We start from the raw sequence: 26,668 nt of genomic DNA, 5'->3' as shown, positions 1-26,668 counted from the left end.
GGTGAACCCGCTCCTGCGACGCAAACCTGACTCGGCCGTTGTAGGAGCGGGTTCACCCGCGAAGAGGCCCGCACAGGCACCCCAAATGTCACTGACCGGTGACAATCCCGTCGTCCTTCGTGACATCCGCCATGACCCCGCTGGCTAGAATTCGCAAACGACTGGCAAGGATCAAGCTGGCCCATGAACACCCTCAACCTGCCGCCCACCAGCTGGCTCAACGCCCCGGCCCATACCGCCTGGCGCCTGGCCGAAGCACAGCGCCTGCTGGCATTCGCCAAAGCTGCGAAACTGCCTGACGGCTTTGGCAACCTGGATGCCAAAGGCCAGCTCGCTCCTGGCGCCTGCGCCGAAACCATGAACACCGCGCGAATGACCCACTGCTTCGCCCTGGCCCATCTGCAGGGCATTCCCGGCAGCCTGGCCTATGCCGAACACGGTGTGGCTGCCCTGCGTGGGGCCATGCAGGACGCCAGCTACGGTGGCTGGTTCGCCCACCCCGGCGGCCAGGAAGACAGCGGCAAGGCCGCCTACCTGCATGCCTTCGTCGCCCTTGCCGCCAGCTCTGCAGTGGTGGCCGGTGCAGCCGATGCCCAGCTGTTGCTGGCCGATGCAACCGAGGTGATCGAAACGCACTTCTGGAGCGAAGCCAAGGGTGCCCTTCGAGAGACCTTCTCTCGCGCATGGCAACTGCCTGAGCCATACCGTGGCGCCAACAGCAACATGCACGCGACCGAGGCATTCCTGGCCCTGGCCGATGCCACCGGCAACAGCCTTTGGCTGCAACGCGCCTTGCGCATTGCTGAGCGCATTATCCATACCCATGCCGCCGCCAACGGTTATCGGGTCATCGAACATTTCGACGCCCATTGGCAGCCGCTGCCGGATTACAACCGCGAGCACCCCGCCGACCACTTCCGGCCCTATGGCACTACGCCCGGGCATGCCATGGAGTGGGCACGGCTCCTGTTGCACCTGGAGGCCAGCCTGCAACGGGCCGGGTTGCTCGCCCCGCAGTGGCTTCCAGACAGTGCCTGCAGATTGTTCGATGCCGCCTGCCAGCATGCCTGGAACGTCGATGGCGCTGCAGGTTTCGTCTACACCCTGGACTGGGCCAATCGCCCGGTGGTGCATGCACGCCTGCACTGGGTGCACGCCGAAGCTTGTGCCGCAGCAGCAGCCTTGTTGCAGCGCACCGGCGAAGCTCAGTACGAGCAGTGGTACCGCAACTGCTGGGGCTTTATCGCCAACCATTTCATCGACCCTGTCGCTGGCAGCTGGCACCACGAACTCGATGCCCGCAACCGGCCAGCGGGGACCATCTGGCCGGGCAAACCCGACCTCTACCACGCCTACCAGGCGCTGCTGCTGCCAGGCTTGCCGCTGGCACCCAGCCTGGCCAGCAACCTGGCCAGCTCCAGCTATGTAACCAGATGATGACATTCACGCATCGCTTCGTTACCTGACGAGGCGGGCACGCTGTTTAGACTTCATGCTACGCAAGCGATCGACTTGCACGGCATAACAACAAGAAAGGTGCTCCGATGAATTCCACGCTCCGTCTCGCTGCCGCAATCTCTCTGGCTTCTTTACTTCCTTTGGGGGCTTCGGCTGCCGAATCCAAAGGCAGTGTCGAGGTCGTGCACTGGTGGACCTCTGGCGGTGAAAAGGCGGCGGTCGATGTGCTCAAGGCGCAGGTCGAGAAAGACGGCTTCACCTGGAAGGACGGCGCTGTTGCCGGTGGTGGTGGTGCCACGGCCATGACCGTGCTGAAAAGCCGCGCCGTCGCAGGCAACCCGCCCGGTGTCGCGCAGATCAAAGGCCCCGACATCCAGGACTGGGCGGCCACCGGCTTGCTTGATGCCGATGTGCTCAAGGATGTGGCCAAGGCCGAAAAGTGGGACTCGCTGCTCGACAAGAAAGTGGCCGACACCGTGAAGTACGACGGTGATTACGTTGCTGTACCGGTGAACATCCACCGCATCAACTGGTTGTGGATCAACCCCGAGGTGTTCAAAAAAGCCGGCATCGACAAGGCGCCTACCACCCTCGACGAATTCTACGCCGCCGCCGACAAGCTCAAGGCGGCCGGCTTCATCCCGCTGGCTCATGGTGGCCAACCCTGGCAGGACAGCACCGTATTCGAAAGCGTGGTGCTGTCGGTGATGGGCGTCGATGGCTACAAGAAGGCCTTGGTCGACCTTGACAGTGCAACGCTGACCGGGCCGCAGATGGTCAAGGCGCTGACCGAGCTGAAAAAGGTCGCCACCTACATGGACCCGGACGGCAAGGGCCAGGACTGGAACCTGGAAGCCGCCAAGGTCATCAACGGCAAGGCCGGCATGCAGATCATGGGCGACTGGGCCAAGAGCGAATGGACCCTGGCGAAGAAAACCGCCGGCAAGGATTACCAGTGCGTGCCGTTCCCCGGTACCGACAAGGCCTTCCTGTACAACATCGACTCGCTGGTGGTGTTCAAACAGAACAACGCCGGCACCTCTGCCGGGCAGCAGGACATCGCGCGCAAAGTGCTGGGGGAGGACTTCCAGAAGGTCTTCAGCATCAACAAAGGGTCGATCCCGGTGCGTAACGACATGCTCGCCGACATGGGCAAGCACGGTTTCGATGCCTGCGCGCAAACCTCCGCCAAGGACTTCCTTGCCGATGCCAAGACCGGCGGCCTGCAGCCGAGCATGGCGCACAACATGGCCACCACGCTGGCTGTGCAGGGTGCGTTCTTCGATGTGGTGACCAACTACATCAACGACCCCAAGGCCGACCCGGCCGATGCGGCGAAGAAGCTGGCGGCGGCGATCAAGGCTGCCCAGTAACGGCTGTTCGCGGGCACGCCCGCTCCCAGATGGGCCCTGCTCACCACTGTTCCTGGTCATGACGCCGGACCTGTGGGAGCGGGCTTGCCCGCGAAGCGGTGCGTAGCACCGCCACTACCTCGGGATCCAAGACATGACTACGACCACCGCCCAACTGCGGGCCTCACCCCTGGACGCGCTTCAGCGCTGGCTGCCCAAGCTGGTGCTGGCACCCAGCATGTTCATCGTCCTGGTGGGCTTCTACGGCTACATCCTCTGGACCTTCGTGCTGTCCTTCACCACCTCGACCTTTCTGCCTACCTACAAGTGGGCGGGCCTTGCGCAATACGCCCGTCTGTTCGACAACGACCGCTGGTGGGTGGCGAGCAAGAACCTGCTTCTGTTCGGCGGCCTGTTCATCGCCATCAGCCTGGCCATCGGTGTGTTGCTGGCGGTGTTGCTCGACCAGCGCATCCGTCGCGAGGGCTTCATCCGCACTATCTACCTGTACCCCATGGCACTGTCGATGATCGTCACCGGCACGGCCTGGAAGTGGCTGCTCAACCCCGGCATGGGCCTGGACAAGTTGTTGCGTGACTGGGGCTGGGAGGGTTTTCGCCTGGACTGGCTGATCGATCCCGACCGGGTGGTGTATTGCCTGGTGATCGCGGCCGTGTGGCAGGCTTCGGGCTTCATCATGGCCATGTTCCTTGCCGGCTTGCGTGGCGTTGACCCGTCGATCATCCGCGCTGCGCAGATGGATGGCGCCAGCCTGCCGCGCATCTACTGGACCGTGGTGCTGCCCAGCCTGCGCCCGGTGTTCTTCAGCGCGCTGATGATCCTCTCGCACATTGCCATCAAGAGCTTCGACCTGGTGGCGGCAATGACGGCCGGCGGCCCGGGTTACTCCTCCGACCTGCCGGCAATGTTCATGTACTCGTTCACCTTCAGCCGCGGCCAGATGGGCATGGGCTCGGCCAGCGCCATCCTGATGCTCGGGGCAATCCTGGCGATCCTCGTGCCTTACCTGTACTCGGAGCTGCGGAGCAAACGCCATGCATAGTCCTGTCGACAAGCCGGTGTTCAGCCTCAGCCGTATGGCCATCCATGCCGTGTTGCTGATCGCCGTGCTGCTGTATCTGGTACCGCTGGTGGTGATGCTGCTGACCAGCTTCAAGACCCCCGAAGACATCAGCACCGGCAACCTGCTGAGCTGGCCTGCAGTGATTACCGGCATAGGCTGGGTCAAGGCCTGGGGAGCGGTCAGCGGTTACTTCTGGAACTCGATCATGATCACCGTGCCCGCGGTGCTGATCTCCACCGCGATTGGTGCACTGAACGGCTATGTGCTGTCGATGTGGCGCTTCCGAGGTTCGCAACTGTTCTTCGGCCTGCTGCTGTTCGGCTGTTTCCTGCCGTTCCAGACTGTGCTGCTGCCGGCCTCGTTCACCCTCGGCAAGCTTGGCCTGGCCAGCACCACCGGTGGCCTGGTGCTGGTGCATGTGGTCTACGGCCTGGCCTTCACCACGCTGTTCTTCCGCAACTTCTACGTGAGCATCCCCGACGCATTGGTCAAGGCCGCACGGTTGGACGGCGCCGGGTTCTTCACCATCTTCCGCCGCATCATCCTGCCGATGTCCACGCCGATCATCATGGTCTGCCTGATCTGGCAGTTCACCCAGATCTGGAACGACTTCCTGTTCGGCGTGGTGTTCTCCAGCGGCGACTCGCAACCGATTACCGTAGCCCTGAACAATCTGGTCAATACCAGTACCGGGGCCAAGGAATACAACGTCGACATGGCGGCAGCAATGATCGCTGGCCTGCCAACCCTGCTGGTCTACGTGGTGGCAGGCAAATATTTCGTGCGCGGGCTGACGGCCGGCGCGGTCAAGGGGTAAGCCATGGCAACGCTCGAACTTCGCAATGTGAACAAGACCTACGGCAGCGGCCTGCCGGATACCCTCAAGGACATCCAGCTGTCGATCAAGGACGGCGAGTTCCTGATCCTGGTGGGCCCGTCGGGCTGCGGCAAGTCGACCCTGATGAACTGTATCGCCGGCCTGGAGCAGATCACCGGCGGCGCCATCCTCATTGACGAGCAGGACGTCAGTGGCATGAGCCCCAAGGACCGCGATATCGCCATGGTGTTCCAGTCCTATGCGCTGTACCCGACCATGAGCGTGCGCGAGAACATCGAATTTGGCCTGAAGATCCGCAAGCTGCCCCAGGCCGCCATCGATGAGGAAGTGGCGCGGGTTGCCAAGTTGCTGCAGATCGAACACTTGCTGGCGCGCAAGCCGGCGCAGCTGTCCGGCGGCCAGCAGCAGCGCGTGGCCATGGGCCGGGCACTGGCGCGGCGACCCAAGATCTACCTGTTCGATGAACCCCTGTCCAACCTCGATGCCAAGCTGCGGGTCGAAATGCGCACCGAAATGAAGTTGATGCACCAGCGCCTGAAGACCACCACGGTGTACGTCACCCATGACCAGATCGAGGCCATGACCCTGGGCGACAAGGTGGCGGTGATGAAGGACGGCATCATCCAGCAGTTCGGCACCCCGCAGCAGATCTACAACGACCCGGCCAACCAGTTCGTGGCCAGCTTCATCGGTTCGCCACCAATGAACTTCATTCCGGTGCGTCTGGCCAGGCAGGACGGCCGCTTGCTGGCGTTGCTCGACAGCGGCCAGGCGCGCTGCGAGCTGCCCTTGGGGGGGGCTGCTGACGCGCTTGAGGGGCGCGAGATCATCCTCGGCATCCGCCCTGAGCAGATTGCCCTGGGCGCTGCTGACGGCAATGGTTTGCCGGCTATCCGCGCCGAGGTGCAGGTCACAGAGCCCACCGGGCCGGACCTGCTGGTGTTCGTCACGCTCAACCAGACCAAGGTGTGCTGCCGCCTGGCGCCAGATGTGGCGTGCCGGGTGGGTGACACCCTCAACCTGCAATTCGACCCGGCCCGGGTGCTGCTGTTCGACGCTGCCAATGGCGAGCGCCTGCACCTGGCCAGCACTGGCGCAACCGCAAAGGACAACGTGGCTCACTTCAAAGGCCGTTGAATCGTCTACACCATCAATAAGAAAAAGAGGACGCAAAGGGATGGAACAGCGCAAACGCATCAAGACACTGGGATCGCTGGCTCTGCTTGCACTTGTAGGCAGCAGCGGTACACAGGCTGCCGAGGCTTTTTCCAGCGAATCCAAATGGATGACCGGCGACTGGGGCGGCACCCGGACCGAGCTGCTGGACAAGGGCTATGACTTCACCCTCGATTATGTGGGTGAGGTGGCTGGCAACCTGCATGGCGGCTACAACGACGACAAGACAGCACGCTACAGCGACCAGTTCGCCCTCGGCGCGCATCTGGACTTGCAGAAGATACTGGGCTGGCATGATGCCGAGTTCAAGCTGGCAATCACCGAGCGAAGCGGTCGCAACCTGTCCAACGACCGCATCAGCGACCCGCGCGCCGGGCAGTTCAGCTCGGTGCAGGAGGTGTGGGGCCGTGGCCAGACCTGGCGCCTGACCCAGATGTGGATCAAGCAGAAGTACTTCGACGGCGCGCTTGACGTGAAATTTGGCCGTTTTGGCGAGGGGGAGGACTTCAACAGCTTCCCTTGCGACTTCCAGAACCTGGCCTTCTGCGGCTCGCAGGTGGGCAACTGGGTGGGCGGTATCTGGTACAACTGGCCGGTCAGCCAGTGGGCGCTGCGGGTGAAGTACAACATCACCCCGGCGTTCTTTGTGCAGGTCGGGGCCTTCGAGCAGAACCCCTCCAACCTGGAAACCGGCAACGGCTTCAAGCTGAGCGGTAGCGGTACCAAGGGAGCGATCTTGCCGGTGGAAGCGGTGTGGTCGCCCAAGGTCAATGGCCTGCCAGGCGAGTACCGCCTAGGCTACTACTACAGCACGGCCAAGGCTGACGATGTGTACGACGATGTCAACGGCAACCCGCAGGCGCTGACCGGTGAGGCCTTCAAGTCCCATTCCAGCAAGCACGGATGGTGGGTGGTGGCGCAGCAGCAGGTCACTGCCCATGGCGGCGACGTCAACCGGGGCCTCAGCCTGTTCGCCAACTTCACCGTGCACGACAAGGCCACCAACGTGGTCGACAACTACCAACAGGTGGGGCTGGTCTACAAAGGCGCTTTCGACGCCCGGCCCAAGGATGACATCGGCTTCGGCGTGGCGCGAATTCATGTGAATGACGACGTGAAGAAGCGCGCCGAACTGCTCAACGCACAGAGCGGCATCAACGATTACGACAACCCTGGTTTCGTACCGCTGCAGCGTACCGAATACAACGCAGAGCTCTACTACGGCTTCCACGTCACCAACTGGCTGACCGTGAGGCCCAACCTGCAGTACATCAAGAGCCCTGGCGGGGTGGACGAGGTGGATAACGCGCTGGTCGCTGGCTTGAAGATTCAGTCGTCATTCTGAGGCAACTTGTTGTAAATTTACGCCAATCCATTTTCGGTTCCCGGCACCCACTGGTCTGCAGTGGGTGTTGGGGATAGGCCGAGACAGCGCTATCTCAAACAACAAGAGCTCTGAACCATGCCCGAACATCCGCTCCATCGCTTCTTTTCCTCGCAGCGGCCCCGGCCGACATTCGAGTGGGAGCGTTATCAGCAGCGCGATGTCCTGATCATCGATCACCCCCGTTGCCAGGCGGTGTTCAGCCGCCAGGGCGCGCAGTTGTTGCACTTTCAACCAGCGGGTGAACGGCCGTGGCTGTGGTGCGCCGAACAGTGGCCGCAGGTTGGGGCGATCCGGGGTGGTGTGCCGGTGTGCTGGCCCTGGTATGGACGTCATCCCAGCGAAGACCTGTGGCCGGCCCACGGTTGGGCGCGGCTGCTGGACTGGAAGCTGGTGGACAGCCGTGAGGACGAGGAGGGCGTGACCTTGAAATGGCGGCTGGACCTGTGCGACTGGCAGGTCGACCTGCACGCCCGGCTGGGTAGCCGCATGGAACTGAGCCTGAGCACCGAGCATCAGGACAGCGAACCCTGCCAGTTGAGCCATGCGCTGCTGGCGTACTGGCGCATCAGCGACGTGTCCGAGATAGCGCTGTCTGGGTTGGAAGATATTGAGGGCTACGACCGCCTCAACCGCCAGGCTTGCCGTGAAGATGGCGCGCTGAAGCTCAAGGGCGGCTGCCAGAAGGTCTACCCCGGCACGCCACGGGTGCAATTGCAGGACCCGGCCTGGCAGCGCGAGCTGTGCATCGATACCGGTGACAGCGACGACACCGTGGTCTGGCACCCTGGCAATCGCCCGCTGATGGGGGTGACTGGCCGCGAGTCGCAGCGTTTTGTCTGCGTCGAGGCGACCAGCGGCAGTGGCGAAGGCCTGAGCCTGGCGCCTGGACAGCGTGCGCACCTGCGTTTGCAGGCGCACCGGCTCAGTTGAGTTCGTCGTCCTCGATCGGGTAGCGGCTGGCGTTGAGGCTTTCCTTGATCTTGCGCAGGTGGGGCTGGAAGTCCACGCCGCGGCGCAGGGTCATGCCGGTGGCCAGTACATCGAGCACGGTCAGCTGGATGATCCGCGAGGTCATCGGCATGTAGATGTCGGTATCTTCCGGCAGCGGAATGTGCAGGCTCAGGCTGCAGGCATTGGCCAGTGGCGAGCCCGCGGCGGTCAGGCCAAGCACCGAAGCGCCGTTTTCACGTGCCAGGCGCGCCACTTCGACCAGTTCGCGGGTGCGCCCGGTGTAGGAAATGATCACGAACAGATCGCCGGTGTGGGCGACCGAGGCCAGCATGCGTTGCATCAGCACATCGGCGTGGGCCGACACGGCCAGGTTGAAGCGGAAGAACTTGTGCTGCGCATCCAGGGCCACCGGGGCCGAGGCACCGAGGCCGAAGAAGTGGATCTGCCGGGCCTGGATCATCATGTCCACGGCGCGGCTGACCTGTTGCGGGTCCAGTTGCTGGCAGGCGCTGTCAAGCGAGGCGATGGCGCTGGCGAAGATCTTCTGGGTATAGGCGGCCGGGTCATCGTCGGCCTCCACTGCGCGGCTGACATACGCAGCCCCACTGGCCAGGCTCTGCGCCAGTTGCAGCTTCAGCTCGGGGTAGCCGCTGACGCCGAACGAGCGGCAGAAGCGGTTGACGGTCGGTTCGCTGACCTTGGCCGCCTGGGCCAGCGCAGCGATGCTGAAACGGGTGGCTTGTTGCGGGTTGAGCAGGATGACTTCGGCGACTTTGCGTTCGGCCTTGTTCAGCTCGTCGAGGCGGCCCTGGATCTGTTCCAGGAGGTTTCGCACGCGGTCCATGGGTGTGTCCTTGGGTCGGGAAGACAGCCGGCTGTGGGAGCAGCAGGCTTTTTGCACGGTCGTCTATCGTACTGTCGGTGCGGTTGGCGTACCACTTGTCTGTAACACTTGTGTGTAATGTTGTGGTTTTTACTACATTATCCCTTGAAAACCGTGTGTGAAAGCGGTATTCCTAGACCAACTTTAGGAAAGAACCAACATCATGGCTGCAATCAGTGTCGAACCTTGCACCTTTGCCCTGTTTGGCGCCCTCGGCGACCTGGCATTGCGCAAGCTGTTTCCTGCGCTCTACCAGCTCGACCGGGCCAACCTGTTGCACCCGGACACCCGCCTGCTGGCCCTCGCCCGTGAGGTCGGCAGTGCGCAGGAGCACCTGGACAGCATCGAAGCCCACCTGCGTCGGCACGTGCCCGAGGCAGATATCGAGCCTGCCGCGCTGGGGCGCTTCCTCGCCCGCCTGAATTACCAGCATCTGGACTTCCTTCAGCCCGAGGGCTATCAGGTCCTGGCCGAGCAACTACCCGGTGAGCTGCCGCTGATCGCCTACTTCGCCACGGCGGCGGCGGTGTATGGGGCCATCTGCGAAAACCTCGACAAGGTCGGGCTGGCTGCGCGCACCCGGGTAGTGCTCGAGAAACCGATTGGCCACGACCTGGAGTCGTCGCGCCGGGTCAACGATGCCGTGGCGCGGTTCTTCCCTGAAAGCCGGGTTTACCGCATTGACCACTACCTGGGCAAAGAGACGGTGCAGAACCTGATTGCCCTGCGCTTCGCCAATAGCCTGTTCGAAACCCAATGGAACCAGAACTCCATCTCCCATGTGGAGATTACCGTCGCGGAAAAGGTCGGTATCGAGGGCCGTTGGGGTTATTTCGACAAGGCCGGCCAACTGCGCGACATGATTCAGAATCACCTGCTGCAGTTGCTGTGCCTGATCGCCATGGACCCGCCCAGCGAACTGTCCGCCGATGCCATCCGCGACGAGAAGGTGAAAGTGCTTAAAGCCCTGGCACCGATCACTGGTGACGGTTTGAGCACCAGTGTGGTGCGTGGCCAGTACATTGCCGGCTACAGCGAAGGCAAACCGGTGCCGGGTTACCTGGAAGAAGACAACGCCAACGGCCAGAGCAACACCGAAACCTTCGTCGCCCTGCGTGCCGACATCCGTAACTGGCGCTGGTCGGGCGTGCCGTTCTACCTGCGAACCGGCAAGCGCATGCCGCAAAAGCTGTCGCAGATCGTCATTCACTTCAAGGAAACGCCGCACTACATCTTCGCCCCGGAACAGCGTTTGCAGATCGGTAATAAGCTGATCATCCGCCTGCAACCGGACGAAGGCATTTCTTTACGGGTGATGACCAAGGAGCAGGGCCTGGACAAGGGCATGCAACTGCGCAGTGGCCCATTGCAGCTGAATTTTTCCGATGCCTGGCGTAGTGCACGAATTCCGGATGCCTACGAGCGGCTGTTGCTCGAAGTGATGCGTGGCAACCAGAACCTGTTCGTGCGCAAGGACGAAATCGAGTACGCCTGGAAGTGGTGCGACCAGTTGATCGCCGGCTGGCGTAATGCGGGCGATGCGCCCAAGCCATACGCGGCGGGCTCCTGGGGGCCGATGAGCTCGATTGCACTGATCACACGCGATGGGAGGGCGTGGTATGGGGATATCTGAATTGAAACTGCCAGCGGCCGTGAAGGCTCATGAACTGGCGGATGCCAAGGCACTGTCCGTGTCCTTGGCTCATGATGTGGCTGAGCGCCTGCGCGCCGCGATTGCCGCCAAGGGGCAGGCCTGTGTGGTGTTGTCTGGCGGCCGCAGCCCGGTGCCGTTCCTGGAGAAGCTGGCCAGCGAGCAGCTGGACTGGGCCAAGGTCATCGTCAGCCTGGCTGATGAGCGCTGGGTGCCAGTGGAGCACGTTGACAGCAATGCCGGCCTGCTGGCCCGCCACCTGTTGAAGGGCGCAGCGGCCAAGGCCCGCTTCGTTGGCCTGTACCAGCAGGCGGAGAACCTTGATGCAGCTGCGCTCAAAGCTGACCAGGCCTTGGCCGAGCTACCGCCGATCGACGTGCTGGTGCTGGGCATGGGCGATGATGGCCATACCGCCTCGCTGTTCCCCGCCAGTCCCAACCTGGAAGCAGGCCTGGACCCGGCCGGCCCGCGCCGCTGCCTGCCATTGCTGGCGCCGAGCGTGCCGCACCAGCGCCTGTCGATGACCCGTTCGCTGCTGGCCAGCGCGGCCTTCATCGCGCTGTCTGTGCAAGGCCAGAGCAAACTCGCTACCCTGCGCGCCGCGCTGGCGGGCAATGACCTTACTGAAATGCCGATTCGCGCTTTTCTTCACGACCCCCTGGACATCTACTGGTGCCCATGAGCCAAGGATCCACAGTCATGACCACCCTTGAACGCCCACAGCCCAAGCTCTCGATGGCTGATAAAGCCGCGCGGATCGACGCCATTTGCAAAAAGGCGCGCATCCTGCCGGTAATCACCATTGCTCGTGAGGAAGACATCCTGCCGCTGGCTGACGCCTTGGCCGCTGGCGGTATCCGTACCCTGGAAGTGACCCTGCGCTCACAGCATGGCCTCAAGGCCATTCAAGTGCTGCGTGAGCAGCGCCCGGAGCTGTGTGTCGGTGCCGGTACCGTGCTCGACCGCAGCATGTTCGCGGCGGTTGAAGCTGCGGGCGCGCAGTTCGTCGTTACCCCTGGCATTACCCAGGATATTCTCGAGGCTGGCGTGGACAGCGAAATCCCGCTGTTGCCGGGCATCAGCACGCCGTCCGAAATCATGATGGGCTATGCCCTGGGCTACCGCCGGTTCAAGTTGTTCCCGGCGGAAATCAGCGGCGGCGTAGCGGCGATCAAGGCCTTTGGTGGCCCGTTCGGCGACATTCGTTTTTGTCCTACCGGTGGTGTAAACCCGGCCAACGTGCGCAACTACATGGCACTGCCAAACGTGATGTGCGTGGGGGGAACCTGGATGCTCGACAGCAGCTGGATCAAGAACGGTGACTGGGCGCGGATCGAAGCGTGCAGTGCCGAGGCAATGGCACTGCTGGACGCCAACTGAATCAGTTGTGTGCTTTACGGCTTATGGGGCGCTTGGTCGGCGCCCCTTTTTTTATCCGTTGATTTCGTTGTCTGCTTTGCCACCTGACGGCTGACGTGCCGGCCCTCAATACGTGATCACGCCCCCATAAACACTTCCTGGTGAGGAAACATGAGCGCCTAGGCGCAGAACTCAACAGTTAATAGTCTCACGCCTTCAACTATTGTTCAGAGGTGTGCGATGACAGGCTTCGAGCGTTTGTCACCCGATGCGTTCCCCGTTTTAAACGGTTCATACCTGATTGAAAGGTACCTGCTCAGCACGGACGAGTTTCATCCTGGATGTTGGATAGAAGGTGAAACCGTCTACGGTGGGTTTGGGTTTCCTTCAGGAAAAAAGAAGGTATTGACCCGCCCGGTTTTCGCCTACTTCGACTACGTGGGCACCTATAAAACATTAAGTGCTGGAGACTGTGAAATTGATCTGTCCCGTGCCAGTGGGCATGAGGTCTGGTTTGCACATGATGCCGAAGGCTTTTCTGCGCCGAGTGGAATTGGGCTGGTAAGCGTAAAGTCAGATCTGCTCTCCGGCTGCTCTGCCGAAGAGTGGCGGCCGTTATCATCGGTTGGGCATACCGTGCGCGTAGCGGGAGCTGAATGCTATGTGGCCTACCAGTTGAAACTGGTCTATGCGCATTGGGTAAAACAGGGCGATGCCCAGTGCTCTGAGCTGTTCAAGGTACAGCCCGTGCGTGTGCAAGGCGACAACAAAGGCGTTTTCTTCCTTTCTTCCGTGGCCACAGACCTGATGTGGGTAGGACATGGTTCGGATAACACCAAAGCGCCAATATCACGACAGGCGTTATATCACCTGATATTCAATCTTGCTTATGGCGCAGCGGGTGACGCCGGCTGGAGTTTTAATGATCAGGCGGCCAGCAACCGCTTCCTGCAATATTGAGTGGATGAGGTCATATTCAATGAGCGATTTGATGAATGAAATCAGCCGGTACCCCCTGAAAAGAGGGTCTTTCGAAATCGAGCAGTACCTGATAGGTGATCAGTTGCATGCCGGTTGCTGGGTGGATGCCGATACCACCTACGGTGATGTCAGGTGTGGTAACTATGACTGGGCCACTTACACGCGGCCAGTCTTTGCTTATCTGCAACATGTGGCCACGATACGATCCAATGTGCAAACGGAACACGAGCGCGAAGTGGTAGTTTGCGAGGGCTTCAGCAAGAGTTTCTCCCAAGGCGTCGAGTTTAAGGTAGGCTTCTCTGCTGACTTCGGCCCGGCGAATGCGAACGCTGAACTCACTGCCATGTTTTCGGTTTCTGAAACGGTGAGCGGTTCGGAGTCAACCAAGCGCTCATTGAGAGTGAAGGGCGATGGGACCATCATGGTGTATCAAGTGCACATGGTCTACGCGCACCACATGACATCCGCTGGCGTGCTTGCTGGATACGTACCCTATACCAAGAGCTCAGATATATTCAATGACGATGGGCGGCTGGTGCGGCAGGACATCACGATGCTTTCATCGGTGGTTTGCGATCAGCTTGTTCCGGTCAGGAATGAAAAATCAATAAAGCCTCTGACCTGGAGTCAGGTTAACCAAGCGGTCTTGTTCAATCAATTTGAGAAAGCGCCAGGTGCCAGACGCTGGACTTTTGATTTCTCGGTATTTTGATTAACGTCGTAATGAAAAAAGCCCGCATTAAACCAGCGGGCTTTCTGCCTGTAGTGGTTTGATCAAGCCGCTTTTGCTTCCTGCTGGCTCAGCGAGCGGTTCAGCGCGCTGAACAGGGCCTTGAAGCTGGCCGTGGTGATGTTCTCATCGATACCCACGCCATGCACCGGGCGGCCACCGGCCACGCGCAGTTCGATGTAGGCAGCTGCCTTGGCGTTGGTGCCAGCACCAATCGCATGCTCGTTGTAGTCCATGATCTCCACGGCAATCGGCAGGCCGGCCACCAGTGCTTCCAGGGCGCCGTTGCCCTTGCCGCGCCAGTGCAGGGTGGTTTCGCCTTCACCGGCAACTTCCACTTCCACAGCGCTGTGGCCGTTTTCTTCCTGCAGGCGATGGCTGACCAGTGCGTATGGCGCGTTGGCCTGGAGGTATTCCTTGTGCAGCAGGCTGTAGATCTGCTGGGCGGTCATTTCCAGGCCCAGGCGGTCAGTCTCACCCTGCACCACCTGGCTGAATTCGATCTGCATGCGACGCGGCAGGCTGATGCCATATTCCTGCTCGAGCAGGTAGGTAATACCGCCTTTGCCCGACTGGCTGTTGACGCGGATTACCGCTTCGTAGCTGCGGCCGATGTCGGCCGGGTCGATCGGCAGGTAAGGCACCTCCCACAGTTCCCCATCCTGCTGCTTGGCGAAGCCCTTGCGGATGGCGTCCTGGTGCGAGCCGGAGAACGCGGTATGGACCAGGTCGCCCACATACGGGTGACGTGGGTGTACTGGCAACTGGTTGCACTCTTCGACCACCTTGCGCACACCGTCGATGTCGGAGAAGTCAAGCAACGGGTCGATGCCCTGGGTGTAGAGGTTCAGTGCCAAGGTCACCAGGTCGACGTTACCGGTACGCTCGCCGTTGCCGAACAGGCAGCCTTCGGCACGGTCGGCGCCGGCCATGAGGCCCAGTTCGGTGGCAGCGATGCCGGTGCCGCGGTCGTTGTGGCAGTGCAGGCTGATGATCACGCTGTCGCGGCGGCTGACGTTGCGGCAGAACCACTCGATCTGGTCGGCGTAAATATTTGGCGTGGACACTTCCACGGTGGCCGGCAGGTTGAGGATGATCTTGTGTTCAGGGGTAGGGTTCCACACCTCGATGACCGCGTCGCAGACTTCCTTGGCGAACTCCATTTCAGTGGCGCTGAAGGTTTCTGGCGAGTACTGGAAGGTCCACTGGGTTTCCGGCTGCTGAGCGGCGTACTTGACGAACAGCTTGGCCGCGTTCACCGCGATGTCCTTCACGCCTTGCTTGTCCTGATTGAAGACGATGCGGCGGAACGACGGGCTGGTGGCGTTGTACAGGTGGACGATGGCCTTCTTCGCACCGCGCAGCGATTCGAAGGTGCGGGCAATCAGGTCTTCACGTGCCTGGGTGAGCACCTGGATGGTGGTGTCATCCGGGATGTGGCCGTCCTGGATCAGGGTGCGCACAAAGTCGAAATCGGTTTGCGAGGCAGACGGGAACGAGGCTTCGATCTCCTTCACGCCAACCTGCACCAAGGTCTTCCAGAAGCGCAGTTTCTTCTCCGAGTCCATCGGCTCTATCAGCGACTGGTTGCCGTCACGCAGGTCGGAACTGCACCAGATAGGTGCCTGGGTGATGGTCTTCGACGGCCAGGTACGGTCAGGCAGGTCGATGGTCGGGAAAGCGCGGTATTTCTTCGAAGGGTCTTTGAGCATGGTCATGGAAGCAATCCTTTTGTGTGCGGCCGAGATCGGGCCTGCCGAGCGATAACGATATGAAGAGGCGAGGCGACGCGATTCAGCCTGGTAGTCGGGCGCTGACCAGGCAGAGGCTGCGATGTTGTCGGAGCAGGATGAGGGTGCTGAAGGTTTTCATGCCTTCAAACTTAACCAGTGGGGTGGGGGATGGCAAGCGTTCGGGAAAAATTGAGAGGAATGCTTAAAAAAAGTAATTAGGCGAGATTTTATGGCTTGAATCTGCTGGGTGCTTATTGATTTTTGCGCAGTATTTTTCGATGGCGCAACACAGTTGAACTGCTGTCGACTGCGCTGGCCTCTTCGCGGGCATGCCCGCTCCCACAAGTATTGAGCTGTGTCTGAAGGCTTCGCTCCCACAAGTATTGAGCTGTGTCTGAAGGCTTCGCTGTACCTGTGGGAGCGGGCGTGCCCGCGAAGCAGGCGCCGCAGTTTCAGGGCTGGAACGCGCCAATGAAAATCGCCGGGTCCACCCGCGCATCGTTCAGGCTGACGTTCCAGTGCATGTGCGGCCCGGTAGCCCGCCCGGTCGAGCCCACGCGTCCGACCACCTCGCCACGACGCAGTTGCTGGCCCACCTGCACATCGATTTTCGACATGTGGCAGAACATGCTGATAAAGCCCTGCCCATGGTCGACGAACACCGTGCGGCCGTTGAAGAAATAGTCCCCCACCAGAATCACTTTGCCATTGGCGGGTGTCTTGATCGGCGTGCCTGCCGGCACCGCAAAATCTAGCCCCGCATGCGGGTTGCGTTCTTCGCCGTTGAAGAAGCGGCGCACGCCGAACTTGCTCGACAGCGGGCCGTTGACCGGCTTGTCGAGAACCAGGTTGCTCGGCAGGTTAGGGCTGAAGCTGCGGTAGGCCTTGATCTGCTCGGCCAGTTCACGGTCGATGCGCTTGAGGTCGGCCGGGTTCGGGTTGACCTGGCGCGTGTTCTTCAGGGTGATGCGCTGCTCAGGGTACGTCTTGCTGCCTACGCTGAAAGGCAGGGTGCGCCCGCCCTGGTTCAGCACTGCGGTGCCGGGCTTCTGGGTCAGCGGGATGCCGACGATGGCCAACCAGTTGTCCTGCTCCTTCACCACCAGCACCGGTTTGCCGTCGAAACGGGCGCTGGGTGCGTTGGCGGCGGGGCCCAGGTCGACGACTGCCACACCGCCAGGTACCGGTTTGTTCAGTGTGCGGGTGATGTAGCTGGCCTGGGCGCCGCCGGCCAGCAGCAACAGGGAAAGGGCAAGCAGGGGCGCGAGCACGCGGGGCATGTGTCAGTCCAGTAGTGAGAGGGTGACCGGGGTCAGGTGGTTGTCTTCGACCCGCACCAGCAGCTCGCCTTCGTTCAGGCGGGCGGTCAGGCGTTGGCCGTTGCGGGTCTGTTCCGCGCTGCGAATGGCCTGGCCTTGTTCATCCAGCAAAATGCTGTATCCGCGGGCCAGGGTGGCCAGCGGACTGACCACCTGCAGTGTCTGCAACTGGGCCTGGAACCGCTGGCGACGGTCCTTGAGCACCTCACGCATGGCCCGTGGCAGGCGCTCGGCCAGGCTGTCCAGGCGCTGGTTCAGCAGTTTCAGGTTACGCCCCGGATGCTGCGCGGCCAGGCGGGCGTCCAGGCGTGCCAGGCGTTCGCGGCGCTGGTTGAGGTTGAGCATGAACGCGCGACGCAGGCGCATGTCCAGGTCGTCCAGGCGTTGAGCCTGCTGGCGCAAACGCTCGCCTGGGTGACGCAGGCGGCGGGTGAGTGACTCCAGGCGCAGGCGGTCGTGGGTCAGGCGGTTCTGCATGCGCAGCAGCAGGCGCCGTTGCAGGCCATCCAGGCGTTGCCGAAGGCCGCTGTTGTCAGGGGCCAGCAGCTCGGCGGCAGCCGACGGGGTGGGCGCGCGCACGTCAGCCACGAAGTCGCTGATCGACACGTCGGTTTCATGGCCCACGGCGCTGACAATTGGCGTGACGCAGGCGGCCACGGCACGCGCCACGGCTTCCTCGTTGAAACACCACAGGTCTTCCAGCGAACCACCACCACGCGCCAGAATCAGCGCATCGAAGCCGAGGCTGTCGGCCAGGCGGATGGCGCGTACGATCTGCGCGATGGCTTCGCGGCCCTGTACAGCCGTAGGGATCAGGTTCAGCTCCACCTGCGGGGCACGGCGGCCGAACACACTGATGATGTCGCGGATCACCGCGCCAGTGGGCGAGGTGATGATGCCGATGCGCTGCGGGTGAGCCGGCAGTGGCTTCTTTCGTTCGGTGCTGAACAGTCCCTCGGCACCGAGCTTATCCTTCAGGGCCTCGAAAGCCAGGCGCAGCGCGCCATCACCGGCGGGCTCGACGGTGTCGAGAATCAGCTGGTAGTCGCCACGTCCCTCGAACAGCGAAACCTTGCCGCGCACCCGCACCGCCAGGCCGTCTCGCAGCGCCTGGCGTACCCGCGTGGCGTTCTGCCGGAACAACGCGCAACGCACCTGGGCGCCGCTGTCCTTGAGGGTGAAGTACATGTGGCCGGACGCCGGGCGGGCGAGGTTGGAGATTTCGCCTTCCACCCACACGCTGCGGAAAACGTCTTCCAGCAGCACGCGGGCGCGGCCGTTGAGTTGGCTGACGGTAAGGACCTCGCGGTCCAGCCCGAGTCGTTCGAAAGGGTCTTTGATCATGGCAGGCATCATAAATGACATCGGCCCCGGTTGTCTGTCTTGCCCCTACTGTCAGCCTTGACCCCATCCTTGTGGGAGCGGCCTTGCGTCGCGAAAGGGCCGCAACGCGGCCCCGGCACTTCATGCGGCGAAGCTGAAAACCTGGGGCCGCATCGCAGCCCTTTCGCGACGCAAGGCCGCTCCCACAAGACCGCAACCGGTGCCTTCAGCCCTGCATCGTCGCCACGAACTGCCGCACCAGTTGCCCCGCATCACGGCGACAGGCCAGTGCCACCGTGCTCTGGCAATCACCCTCCAGCGCTACGAAGCTGACTGAAGCCGGGGCAATCTCGCACATGCACCGCGGCAACAACGCCACCCCAAACCCCGCCTGTATCAGCTGCAACTGCGTAGTTTTGCGCGACAGTACCTGCGCCGCCTGCGGGAAGAACCCTGCCCCCATGCACAGCGAGGCCGACAGGTAGCTCAAGCCACCGCGATCCCGGTGCGGGATGGAAATGAAGCGTTCTTCCTTCAATTGCTCCAGTTGCACGTGCCGAGTACCCGCCAAGGGGTGCCCAGCGGCGACCGCCAGCAACAAGGGTTCGTCGAACAGTTCATGCAGCACCACGCCTTCATGCTGGCGCAGCACCGGCAAGCGCAACAGGCCGATATCCAGCCGTCCGGCAGCAATGTCTTCCAGTTGTGCCTCCGACGACTGCTGCGCAATCTCCAGCGAAACCCCTGGGTTGTGCTTCAGGTAGTTCCCCAGGCGAGCCAGAAGCCCGCCGGTCAGCGGCACGGTGCTGGAATGGTTCAGGCGCAAGCTGCCTTGCAACCCTTGGCCAATGTCACGGGTAACCCGCTCCGCCTGTGCCAGGTCAGCCAGCAGGCGTCGTGCCCGTTCAAGAAAGGCCTGACCGGCCAGCGTCAGGCGAGGCAGGCGCGCCGTGCGTTCGAACAGCGGCGTGCCCAGTTGCTGCTCCAGCTCCTTGATCTGCCGGCTAAGGGCAGACTGGGCGACGTACAGTCGCTCGGCTGCACTGCTGAAACTGCCACACTCGGCGATTTCCACGAAGTAACGCAACTGTCGGATCGACGTCATGTCATGCCTTTTCGAGATGGCTTTCTGGATAAAGGCATATTAGTCGGCATGGCTCATGGCTGACTAACCTTTGCCTGTCTCCCCAGGAACTGTTGCCATGCTTGCCCAACTGTCGTTTTCCGGCCTTGACTGGCTGCCGATCCTGTTCGCCATCGCTGCGGCCTACATCGTCTTCGGCATCGCCGGCTTCGGTACTGCACTCGTGGCGGGGCCGGTGCTGATTCACTTCATGCCGTTGTCACGCATCATCCCGTTGCTGGTGCTGCTGGATTTCGTGGCCGCGTTCGGCAACCTGCTGCCGTCGCGCCGGGATGTGGTACGCAGTGAATTGCTGCGGCTGCTGCCCTTCATGGCCTTGGGTTGTACGTTGGGCGTGGTGTTCCTGCTGCAACTGAAGTCCGACCTGTTGCTGCTGTTGATGGGGGTATTCGTGACTGCCTATGCACTTTACGGGCTGGCAGTGAAAGTGAGGCCAGCCAGCCTGTCCGGCTTCTGGGCGGTGCCGATGGGCACGGCAGGCGGGTTGTTCGGGGCTTTGTTCGGCAGCGGCGGGTTTCTTTATGCCCTTTACCTGAGCGCACGGCTGGAGGTGAAGGAACAGGTACGCGCCACCCAGAGCGCGCTGATCAGCTGCAGTACGATAGTGCGTCTGTCGCTGTTCCTGATCGCCGGTGTCTATGCCGACCAACGCCTGCTGCTGCTCGCCGCCTGCCTGCTGCCTGTCATGTTCATTGGTCTGTGGGTAGGGCGTCGGTTGACCCACCGGTTATCCCGCGAAGCGTTCGTACGGCTGGTGACCTGGCTGGTGCTGGCCAGTGGGCTGGCGTTGATTGGTCGCTACCTGAGCGCCTGAGCGGTAGAATTGCGTCATTACCGGCGTTTCTCAGGCTTGTCCCGTTCATGAACACCCAGAGCATCATCGTTCCAAAGCTGTCTACCGTCCCGGTGCATGAAGCCCGCGCACGCGCCATCCTGCGCTGGCTGGTGCGCGAAAAGGTCGTCGAGGAGCAGCTGACCACCTGTGGCCGCACCGGTAACCGCATGGGCCATGCCCTGGCGGCAGGAGCGCGCAAAGTGGCCCTGCACCCGGAAAAACTGCCCTTCGGCGAACCGGTCAACGGCCTGGAAGTGATGCTCAAGCGCTGCATCTATACCCCCACCGAAGGCTTCCTCGAAGAAGCCGGTTGCCCGGAGTGCCGGCGCGAGGTAGGCGAGCCGTTGTTCGAAAGCCTGGAAGAGTGGATGCCGGCAGTGAGCGACAACTTTACCTGCCCACTGTGCGGCTTCGAAGATGACATCAATGGCTTCATTTACCTGCAGCCATGTGCCTTTTCCAACCTGGGGTTCATCTTCAACAACTGGGGCGAGGCCGGGTTCACCCAGGCCTTTCTCGACAGCTTCGCCGACTGGCTCGACCAGCCGGTGGCCGTGGTGCAGGTAAAACTGCCACAAGCCTGACCGAAGGCCCTTATTTTGCATTGAGCGGCGCGCCATGCATGAGTATAATGGCGCGCTTCCATTTTTCCCGCCCGGGAGCCCCCGCGATGCTGCGTATCAGCCAAGAAGCCCTGACCTTCGACGATATCCTCCTTGTACCTGGCTATTCCGAGGTACTGCCCAATGAAGTCAGTCTCAAGACCCGTTTGACCCGTGGCATCGAGCTGAACATTCCGCTGGTTTCCGCTGCCATGGATACCGTGACCGAAGCGCGTCTGGCCATTGCCATGGCTCAGGAAGGCGGTATCGGCATCATCCACAAGAACATGACCATCGAGCAACAGGCCGGCGAAGTGCGCAAGGTCAAGAAGTTCGAGGCTGGCGTGGTCAAGGACCCGATCACCATCGACGCCGATGCCACTGTGCGCGACCTGTTCGAGCTGACCCGCCTGAACAACATCTCCGGCGTGCCGGTACTGGCGAACGGCGACCTGGTCGGCATCGTCACCTCCCGTGACGTGCGCTTCGAAAATCGCCTGGACGCCAAGGTTCGCGACGTGATGACGCCGAAAGAGCGCCTGGTCACCGTCCGCGAAGGCGCCGATAAAAACGAAGTTCGCGAGCTGCTGCACAAGCATCGCCTGGAAAAAGTCCTGATCGTTGACGACAAGTTCAACCTCAAGGGCATGATGACCGTCAAGGACATCGAAAAAGCCAAGGCTTACCCGCTGGCCAGCAAGGACGACCAAGGTCGCCTGCGCGTCGGCGCCGCCGTCGGCACCGGCAAGGACACCGGCGAGCGCGTTGCTGCGCTGGTGGCAGCTGGCGTTGATGTCGTCGTCGTCGACACTGCCCACGGCCACTCCAAAGGTGTGATCGACCGCGTACGCTGGGTGAAAGAAACCTACCCGCAAGTGCAGGTGATCGGCGGCAACATCGCCACCGGCGCTGCCGCCAAGGCCCTGGCCGAAGCGGGTGCCGATGCGGTCAAGGTCGGTATCGGCCCTGGCTCTATCTGCACCACCCGTATCGTTGCCGGTGTCGGCGTGCCGCAAATCAGCGCCATCGCCAACGTTGCCGCAGCACTGGAAGGCACTGGCGTGCCACTGATCGCTGACGGCGGTATCCGCTTCTCCGGTGACCTGTCCAAGGCCATCGTTGCCGGTGCGTCCTGCGTGATGATGGGTTCGATGTTCGCCGGTACCGAAGAGGCCCCGGGTGAAGTCGAGCTGTTCCAGGGCCGTTCCTACAAGGCCTACCGCGGCATGGGCTCGCTGGGTGCCATGGCACAGGCGCAAGGCTCGTCCGACCGTTACTTCCAGGACTCCTCGGCCGGCGCCGAGAAGCTGGTACCGGAAGGCATCGAAGGCCGCGTTCCTTACAAAGGCGCCTTGGCCGCGATCATCCACCAGCTGATGGGCGGCCTGCGTTCGTCCATGGGCTATACCGGCAGCGCAACCATCGAAGAAATGCGCACCAAGCCGGAGTTCGTGCGTATCACCGGTGCCGGCATGGCCGAGTCCCACGTGCACGACGTGCAAATCACCAAAGAAGCCCCTAACTACCGCGTAGGCTGAGGCTTCCAGCTACAACATAAAGCGGGGCTGTCATGACAGCCCCGCGTCGTTTCCGATTTCCACTGACGAGATTGAGTCATGGCCCTCGACATTCACGCTCACCGCATCCTGATCCTCGATTTCGGTTCCCAGTACACCCAGCTGATCGCCCGCCGCGTGCGCGAAATCGGCGTGTACTGCGAACTGCACCCGTTCGACATGGACGATGAAGCGATCCGCGAATTCAACCCGCGCGGCATCATCCTTGCCGGCGGCCCCGAGTCGGTCCACGAAGCCAACAGCCCGCGCGCTCCGCAAGCCGTGTTTGACCTGAATGTGCCTGTGCTGGGTATTTGCTACGGCATGCAGACCATGGCCGAGCAGATGGGCGGCAAGGTAGAAGGTTCCGACCTGCGTGAGTTCGGTTATGCCCGCGTGGACGTTGTCGGCAAGAGCCGCCTGCTCGACGGCATCGAAGACCACGTTGACGACGACGGCGTGCTGGGCCTGGACGTGTGGATGAGCCACGGTGACAAGGTCACCCAGATGCCTGGCAACTTCAACATTCTGGCCAGCACCCCAAGCTGCCCGATCGCTGGCATGTACGACGACGTCCGCGGCTACTACGGCGTGCAGTTCCACCCTGAAGTGACCCACACCAAGCAAGGGGGTCGCATCCTGTCCCGCTTCGTGCAGGACATCTGCGGCTGTGAAGCCCTGTGGACGGCGTCCAACATCGTCGAAGACGCCATCGCCCAGGTGCGTGCGCAAGTCGGTTCGGCCAACGTCCTGCTGGGCCTGTCCGGCGGCGTTGACAGCTCGGTGGTTGCCGCGCTGCTGCACCGCGCCATCGGCGACCAGCTGACCTGCGTATTCGTCGACAACGGCCTGCTGCGCCTGCACGAAGGTGACCAGGTGATGGCCATGTTCAAAGAGAACATGGGCGTCAAGGTGATCCGCGCCGACGCTGAAAAGCAGTTCCTGGACAACCTGGCCGGCGAAGCCGACCCTGAGAAGAAGCGCAAGATCATCGGCCGCACCTTCATCGACGTGTTCGATGCCGAAGCCAGCAAGCTGGAGAACATCCAGTTCCTCGCCCAGGGCACCATCTACCCGGACGTGATCGAGTCGGCTGGCGCCAAGAGCGGCAAGGCTCACGTGATCAAGTCGCACCACAACGTTGGTGGCCTGCCGGAGGAGATGAACCTCAAGCTGGTCGAGCCGCTGCGTGAACTGTTCAAGGACGAAGTGCGCAAGATCGGCCTGGAGCTGGGCCTGCCATACGACATGGTCTACCGCCACCCGTTCCCGGGCCCGGGCCTGGGCGTGCGTATCCTCGGTGAAGTGAAGAAGGAATACGCCGACATCCTGCGTCGCGCCGACCACATCTTCATCGAAGAGCTGCGCAAGGCCGACTGGTACCACAAGACCAGCCAGGCATTCGTGGTGTTCCAGCCGGTCAAGTCGGTCGGCGTCGTCGGCGACGGCCGTCGCTACGCCTGGGTTGTGGCCCTGCGTGCCGTCGAGACCGTGGACTTCATGACCGCGCGTTGGGCACACCTGCCGTACGAGCTGCTGGAAACTGTCAGCGGTCGTATCATCAATGAAATCGACGGTATCTCGCGCGTTACCTACGATGTGTCGAGCAAGCCGCCGGCGACCATCGAGTGGGAATAAGCCGGCACATGGCAATAGCCAGTGTCAGATGACCTGTAACACACAAAGGCCCGCGTAATCGCGGGCCTTTGTCATTCTGAGGTCTATCGGCTCCTCACGTTCATCTGCCCCGCTGCGTGCAATATCACAGCGAGTAGAACGGGTCGCTTTCAGGCGCCTGGTCGTGCAGCGCTTGGGCGAGGTCCTGTATGTGTTCTGACCACGCCACTGTCTTTACCCATTGCACGGGCATACCGGATACCCCGTACAACGCCCCGGCTAGTTGCCCCGCCACGGCTGCCACACTGTCGGCATCGTCTGCCAGGTTTGCGGCCAGAAGCACTGCGTCCCTGAAGTTGTCGGTATTCCACACCGCCCACAGTGCAGCTTCCAAGGTGTCGATGACATACCCTGAAGAGCGGATCTGATCGCGGCTTTTTTCCTTGTATTCGCCAGCGTTGATGATGGTGGCGCGGGCTTGCAGCGGGCGGACCATAGGGCGGCACATTTCATCCTTGTCCGCGCCGTTCAGGGCGAGGTGCAGCTGCGCACCCAGCAGTTCGCAACAACTTAGTGCTTCGGGCGCCCGGTGGGTGGTCCGACTCTGACTTTGAGCTTCGCGCCAGGTGGACGGTAGCATGTGGCGCCTGAATATGGCGGTCGGGGCGAGTCGGATGATCGAGCCATTACCGGCCGTGTTCGGGTCTGTGTTGCCTGACCAGTCCAAGCCTTGCCGTAGCCATCCTTCCAAGGCAAGGCGGGTTGCATTGCCGATGTCGAAGCAGACACCGTTAGCGCTGTTTTCCCCTTGCTTGTACCACCTGCACAGACGCTCAAGATAATCGGCATGGTCAAATCGCATGCACGCCAGGTACGAGTCCGCCAGGCAAAGCGCCATGCTCGTATCATCGGTCCACTCACCTGGCTTGAGCCTGAACGGCCCGCCGCCGACCATGTCATCGACATGCTTGGCATCACGGGGCAAGAACTCCAGCGTGGTGCCTACGGCATCGCCAATGGCCAACCCCAGCAATGCCCCCTTGGCTCTGTCGAGCGATTGATCGGGGGTGAGTGTGCAGGCGCGCGAATTTTGCCATTGCGGGTGTACGTAGCCACGGCTTGCGGATTCGCGTGGGGTGGGCGCTGGCAGCAAGTAGTTGTACCGGTAGGCATATTCGGTAACGGCGAGGGTGGAGCTGTGCAGGTCGATCATAGTACTTCTTCTAATAAGAGACGAGTCGTGGGGCCTTGTTCAATCCGATTCAGTACTCTGAAAGAGGTACCTGGCGGGTACAGTACCTCCGCTTCGGGAATTTGCGTGAGGAAACTGATGTCCTTGCCGGATACGCCGCGTACGACCATCTGGGTATTGCCCGAAAACGGTGTTGTAGCGGATGAGCTGAAGAATGCCATGTCGGTCTCTACTGCACCCATTTGCATCCGATTGAGCACATGCTGCGGAAGATCCGTTCCACGATAGGTTTCAGCGCCTAAGTAGCGAGGCAAGCGTGCCAGGCCTTCGGTTGCATGCTCGGCAAAGGCCTTGATACCAGGCGTAGCAGTGCCTTCGCGCAATGCTTGGTTATACGCCTTGTACACATCGTTGGTAGAGTAGCCGTAAAGTGCGCCTATTTGATCGTCGCTGAGCAGTCTCGAAAGCTCCGGGGCCCGTATGTCTGCCCGAGCGCGGCCTTCGGCAATCCATCGCTCTGCCATGTCCTTGCCCACTGCATCGCGCAGGCTCATGAGCTTCTTCGGCGCCGCTGCAACGGTTTTTTCCGTGGCTTGCGTCGCTGGGGGCAGCTCTGGCTCCGCTTTCTTAAGCGGCGTTGCGGTTTTCATCTGCAGCTCAGGTTCGATCAGCAGCCTGTTCTGGTTTTTTGCCAGCCAGTTGGCCAACTGCTTGTTGGAAATCTCGGCCTGAAGCTTGGCGCTGCGGCTGGCGATGCTTTCCATGCTGCTCATCACGCCGGCTTTCATCTGCCCGCGGGTCAGGTAGGTCACGATCGCCATCAGCAAAAGCATCACGAGTTGCTCTTGTCCGCGTGCCAGTTGCCTTGCAGCTTGTTCGGTACGTTCTTGAACCAGCGCGGCCGAGCCGCCCGAAGGGTCGAGACCCGAGGGTTTCAGGCCGTCTTCGGCAGTCCACGCGGTTGCAAGCCCCTCTTGCATCGAGGCCAGGCAGGCGGGAAGCCCTTGATAGAAATACTCCGCGATGGCGGCCAGGCCCAATGCCATCAGGATCAGGTTACCGACCTGCAGGCCGATACCGCTGCCTGCGACCACCCCAGGTGCCGCGCCCACGCCAAAGGCAAGAGAACCTACCGCGCCGCCTATAGCGCCGCCTAGCGCGACGCTGCCGCCGAGAATCATCACCACTTCCTGCACGAGCTTGAGCAGCACGGGCAAAATCTGGTCGATGTTGATGGATGCCCATTTGCGGGACAGATTTGACTGCATCATGGGATAGGACAGCGCCATCGCCTGCCGGACGTTGTCGATCCGGTGCCCGCCTACAGCGCCATAGGCCTGGCTGGCGCCATCGCTTACACGGCGGGTGAAGCCGTCCCAGCTGTCATGGGCACTGCGCAACCCGCTGCTGACGCTCTGATTCAGGGCGCTGAACTTCTGGTCCAGGTTGCGTTCGATGTCGTCCCAGCTAGGGACGTAAGCTGATAAGTCCATTTAC

23 protein-coding genes are annotated in these 26,668 nt (G+C 61.7%); 16 read left to right on the top strand and 7 right to left on the bottom strand.

Annotation, left to right across the window (positions count from 1 at the left end; genetic code table 11):
* Positions 1-183 precede the first annotated feature (183 nt).
* From AC3WLP_RS15580 to AC3WLP_RS15550, 7 genes are all read left to right on the top strand, one after another.
* Positions 184-1,437, top strand: a complete 1,254-nt coding sequence (locus AC3WLP_RS15580; protein ID WP_012051350.1) for a D-mannose isomerase — start codon at positions 184-186, stop codon at positions 1,435-1,437.
* Between the two features lie 107 nt (positions 1,438-1,544).
* Positions 1,545-2,831 (top strand): ABC transporter substrate-binding protein, encoded by a 1,287-nt coding sequence (locus AC3WLP_RS15575; protein ID WP_012051351.1) that lies wholly within the window; start codon positions 1,545-1,547, stop codon positions 2,829-2,831.
* Positions 2,832-2,964: 133 nt separating this feature from the next.
* Positions 2,965-3,873 carry a carbohydrate ABC transporter permease gene (locus AC3WLP_RS15570; RefSeq protein WP_003255050.1) on the top strand — a complete coding sequence of 303 codons (909 nt, stop codon included), beginning with the start codon at positions 2,965-2,967 and terminating at the stop codon, positions 3,871-3,873.
* The gene (locus tag AC3WLP_RS15565) at positions 3,866-4,711 is read left to right on the top strand and encodes a carbohydrate ABC transporter permease (protein ID WP_012051352.1); all 846 of its coding nucleotides are present in this window, start codon (positions 3,866-3,868) and stop codon (positions 4,709-4,711) included. The genes AC3WLP_RS15570 and AC3WLP_RS15565 overlap by 8 nt, the downstream gene beginning before the upstream one ends.
* Before the next feature lie 3 nt (positions 4,712-4,714).
* Entirely contained in the window at positions 4,715-5,869 is a 1,155-nt protein-coding gene (locus tag AC3WLP_RS15560) for an ABC transporter ATP-binding protein (RefSeq protein ID WP_012051353.1), read from the top strand.
* A 40-nt stretch (positions 5,870-5,909) separates the two neighbouring features.
* The gene (locus AC3WLP_RS15555; protein ID WP_004575641.1) at positions 5,910-7,253 is read left to right on the top strand and encodes a carbohydrate porin; all 1,344 of its coding nucleotides are present in this window, start codon (positions 5,910-5,912) and stop codon (positions 7,251-7,253) included.
* Between the two features lie 117 nt (positions 7,254-7,370).
* Positions 7,371-8,225 carry a D-hexose-6-phosphate mutarotase gene (locus AC3WLP_RS15550; RefSeq protein WP_003255044.1) on the top strand — a complete coding sequence of 285 codons (855 nt, stop codon included), beginning with the start codon at positions 7,371-7,373 and terminating at the stop codon, positions 8,223-8,225.
* On the opposite strand, the gene hexR is transcribed toward AC3WLP_RS15550, so the two are convergent.
* Complete coding sequence (gene hexR / locus AC3WLP_RS15545; protein WP_169774905.1) at positions 8,218-9,081, bottom strand: DNA-binding transcriptional regulator HexR; 864 nt, start codon at positions 9,079-9,081, stop codon at positions 8,218-8,220. The genes AC3WLP_RS15550 and hexR overlap by 8 nt on opposite strands.
* Before the next feature lie 211 nt (positions 9,082-9,292).
* Between hexR and zwf the strand changes: the two genes are divergently transcribed.
* The 5 genes from zwf (at position 9,293) to AC3WLP_RS15520 (ending at position 13,832) form a co-directional block, all read left to right on the top strand.
* The gene (gene zwf, locus AC3WLP_RS15540) at positions 9,293-10,762 is read left to right on the top strand and encodes a glucose-6-phosphate dehydrogenase (protein ID WP_012051354.1); all 1,470 of its coding nucleotides are present in this window, start codon (positions 9,293-9,295) and stop codon (positions 10,760-10,762) included.
* On the top strand, positions 10,749-11,462 hold the full coding sequence (gene pgl / locus AC3WLP_RS15535) for a 6-phosphogluconolactonase (protein ID WP_012051355.1): 714 nt from the start codon (positions 10,749-10,751) through the stop codon (positions 11,460-11,462). Before zwf ends, pgl begins: the two co-directional genes overlap by 14 nt.
* 17 nt (positions 11,463-11,479) lie before the next feature.
* Entirely contained in the window at positions 11,480-12,160 is a 681-nt protein-coding gene (locus AC3WLP_RS15530) for a bifunctional 4-hydroxy-2-oxoglutarate aldolase/2-dehydro-3-deoxy-phosphogluconate aldolase (RefSeq protein WP_003255037.1), read from the top strand.
* Between the two features lie 219 nt (positions 12,161-12,379).
* Positions 12,380-13,099: a monalysin family beta-barrel pore-forming toxin gene (locus AC3WLP_RS15525; RefSeq protein ID WP_012051356.1), complete on the top strand. Its 720-nt coding sequence runs from the start codon at positions 12,380-12,382 to the stop codon at positions 13,097-13,099.
* Positions 13,100-13,118: 19 nt separating this feature from the next.
* Positions 13,119-13,832: a monalysin family beta-barrel pore-forming toxin gene (locus tag AC3WLP_RS15520; protein WP_014755484.1), complete on the top strand. Its 714-nt coding sequence runs from the start codon at positions 13,119-13,121 to the stop codon at positions 13,830-13,832.
* 62 nt (positions 13,833-13,894) lie between these two features.
* On the opposite strand, the gene leuA is transcribed toward AC3WLP_RS15520, so the two are convergent.
* From leuA to AC3WLP_RS15500, 4 genes are all read right to left on the bottom strand, one after another.
* A complete protein-coding gene (gene leuA, locus AC3WLP_RS15515) occupies positions 13,895-15,568 on the bottom strand; it encodes a 2-isopropylmalate synthase (RefSeq protein ID WP_003255035.1) in 1,674 nt (557 codons plus the stop codon).
* A 467-nt stretch (positions 15,569-16,035) separates the two neighbouring features.
* A complete protein-coding gene (locus tag AC3WLP_RS15510; RefSeq protein ID WP_012051358.1) occupies positions 16,036-16,863 on the bottom strand; it encodes a M23 family metallopeptidase in 828 nt (275 codons plus the stop codon).
* A gap of 3 nt (positions 16,864-16,866) precedes the next feature.
* Complete coding sequence (gene xseA / locus AC3WLP_RS15505; RefSeq protein ID WP_029611814.1) at positions 16,867-18,246, bottom strand: exodeoxyribonuclease VII large subunit; 1,380 nt, start codon at positions 18,244-18,246, stop codon at positions 16,867-16,869.
* 205 nt (positions 18,247-18,451) lie between these two features.
* Complete coding sequence (locus tag AC3WLP_RS15500; RefSeq protein ID WP_003255031.1) at positions 18,452-19,330, bottom strand: LysR family transcriptional regulator; 879 nt, start codon at positions 19,328-19,330, stop codon at positions 18,452-18,454.
* Between the two features lie 97 nt (positions 19,331-19,427).
* On the opposite strand from AC3WLP_RS15500, the gene AC3WLP_RS15495 reads away from it, so the two are divergent.
* From AC3WLP_RS15495 to guaA, 4 genes are all read left to right on the top strand, one after another.
* Positions 19,428-20,183 (top strand): sulfite exporter TauE/SafE family protein, encoded by a 756-nt coding sequence (locus AC3WLP_RS15495; protein ID WP_012051361.1) that lies wholly within the window; start codon positions 19,428-19,430, stop codon positions 20,181-20,183.
* A gap of 47 nt (positions 20,184-20,230) precedes the next feature.
* The gene (locus AC3WLP_RS15490) at positions 20,231-20,788 is read left to right on the top strand and encodes a hypothetical protein (RefSeq protein WP_003255027.1); all 558 of its coding nucleotides are present in this window, start codon (positions 20,231-20,233) and stop codon (positions 20,786-20,788) included.
* An 86-nt stretch (positions 20,789-20,874) separates the two neighbouring features.
* Positions 20,875-22,344: an IMP dehydrogenase gene (guaB, locus tag AC3WLP_RS15485; protein ID WP_003255025.1), complete on the top strand. Its 1,470-nt coding sequence runs from the start codon at positions 20,875-20,877 to the stop codon at positions 22,342-22,344.
* Between the two features lie 78 nt (positions 22,345-22,422).
* Positions 22,423-24,000, top strand: coding sequence for a glutamine-hydrolyzing GMP synthase (gene guaA, locus AC3WLP_RS15480; RefSeq protein WP_003255024.1), 1,578 nt, complete (start codon positions 22,423-22,425; stop codon positions 23,998-24,000).
* 124 nt (positions 24,001-24,124) lie between these two features.
* Here the strand turns inward: guaA and tri1 are convergent, their stop codons facing one another.
* Together tri1 and AC3WLP_RS15470 are read right to left on the bottom strand one after the other, a co-directional pair.
* Positions 24,125-25,192 carry an ADP-ribosylarginine hydrolase Tri1 gene (gene tri1 / locus AC3WLP_RS15475; protein WP_088512959.1) on the bottom strand — a complete coding sequence of 356 codons (1,068 nt, stop codon included), beginning with the start codon at positions 25,190-25,192 and terminating at the stop codon, positions 24,125-24,127.
* A complete protein-coding gene (locus tag AC3WLP_RS15470; protein WP_012051363.1) occupies positions 25,189-26,664 on the bottom strand; it encodes a DUF6861 domain-containing protein in 1,476 nt (491 codons plus the stop codon). Before AC3WLP_RS15470 ends, tri1 begins: the two co-directional genes overlap by 4 nt.
* Between the last annotated feature and the right edge of the window lie 4 nt (positions 26,665-26,668).

Source organism: Pseudomonas sp. FW305-E2 (genome assembly GCF_058782925.1).
This window is presented reverse-complemented; position numbering and strand designations above follow the sequence as displayed.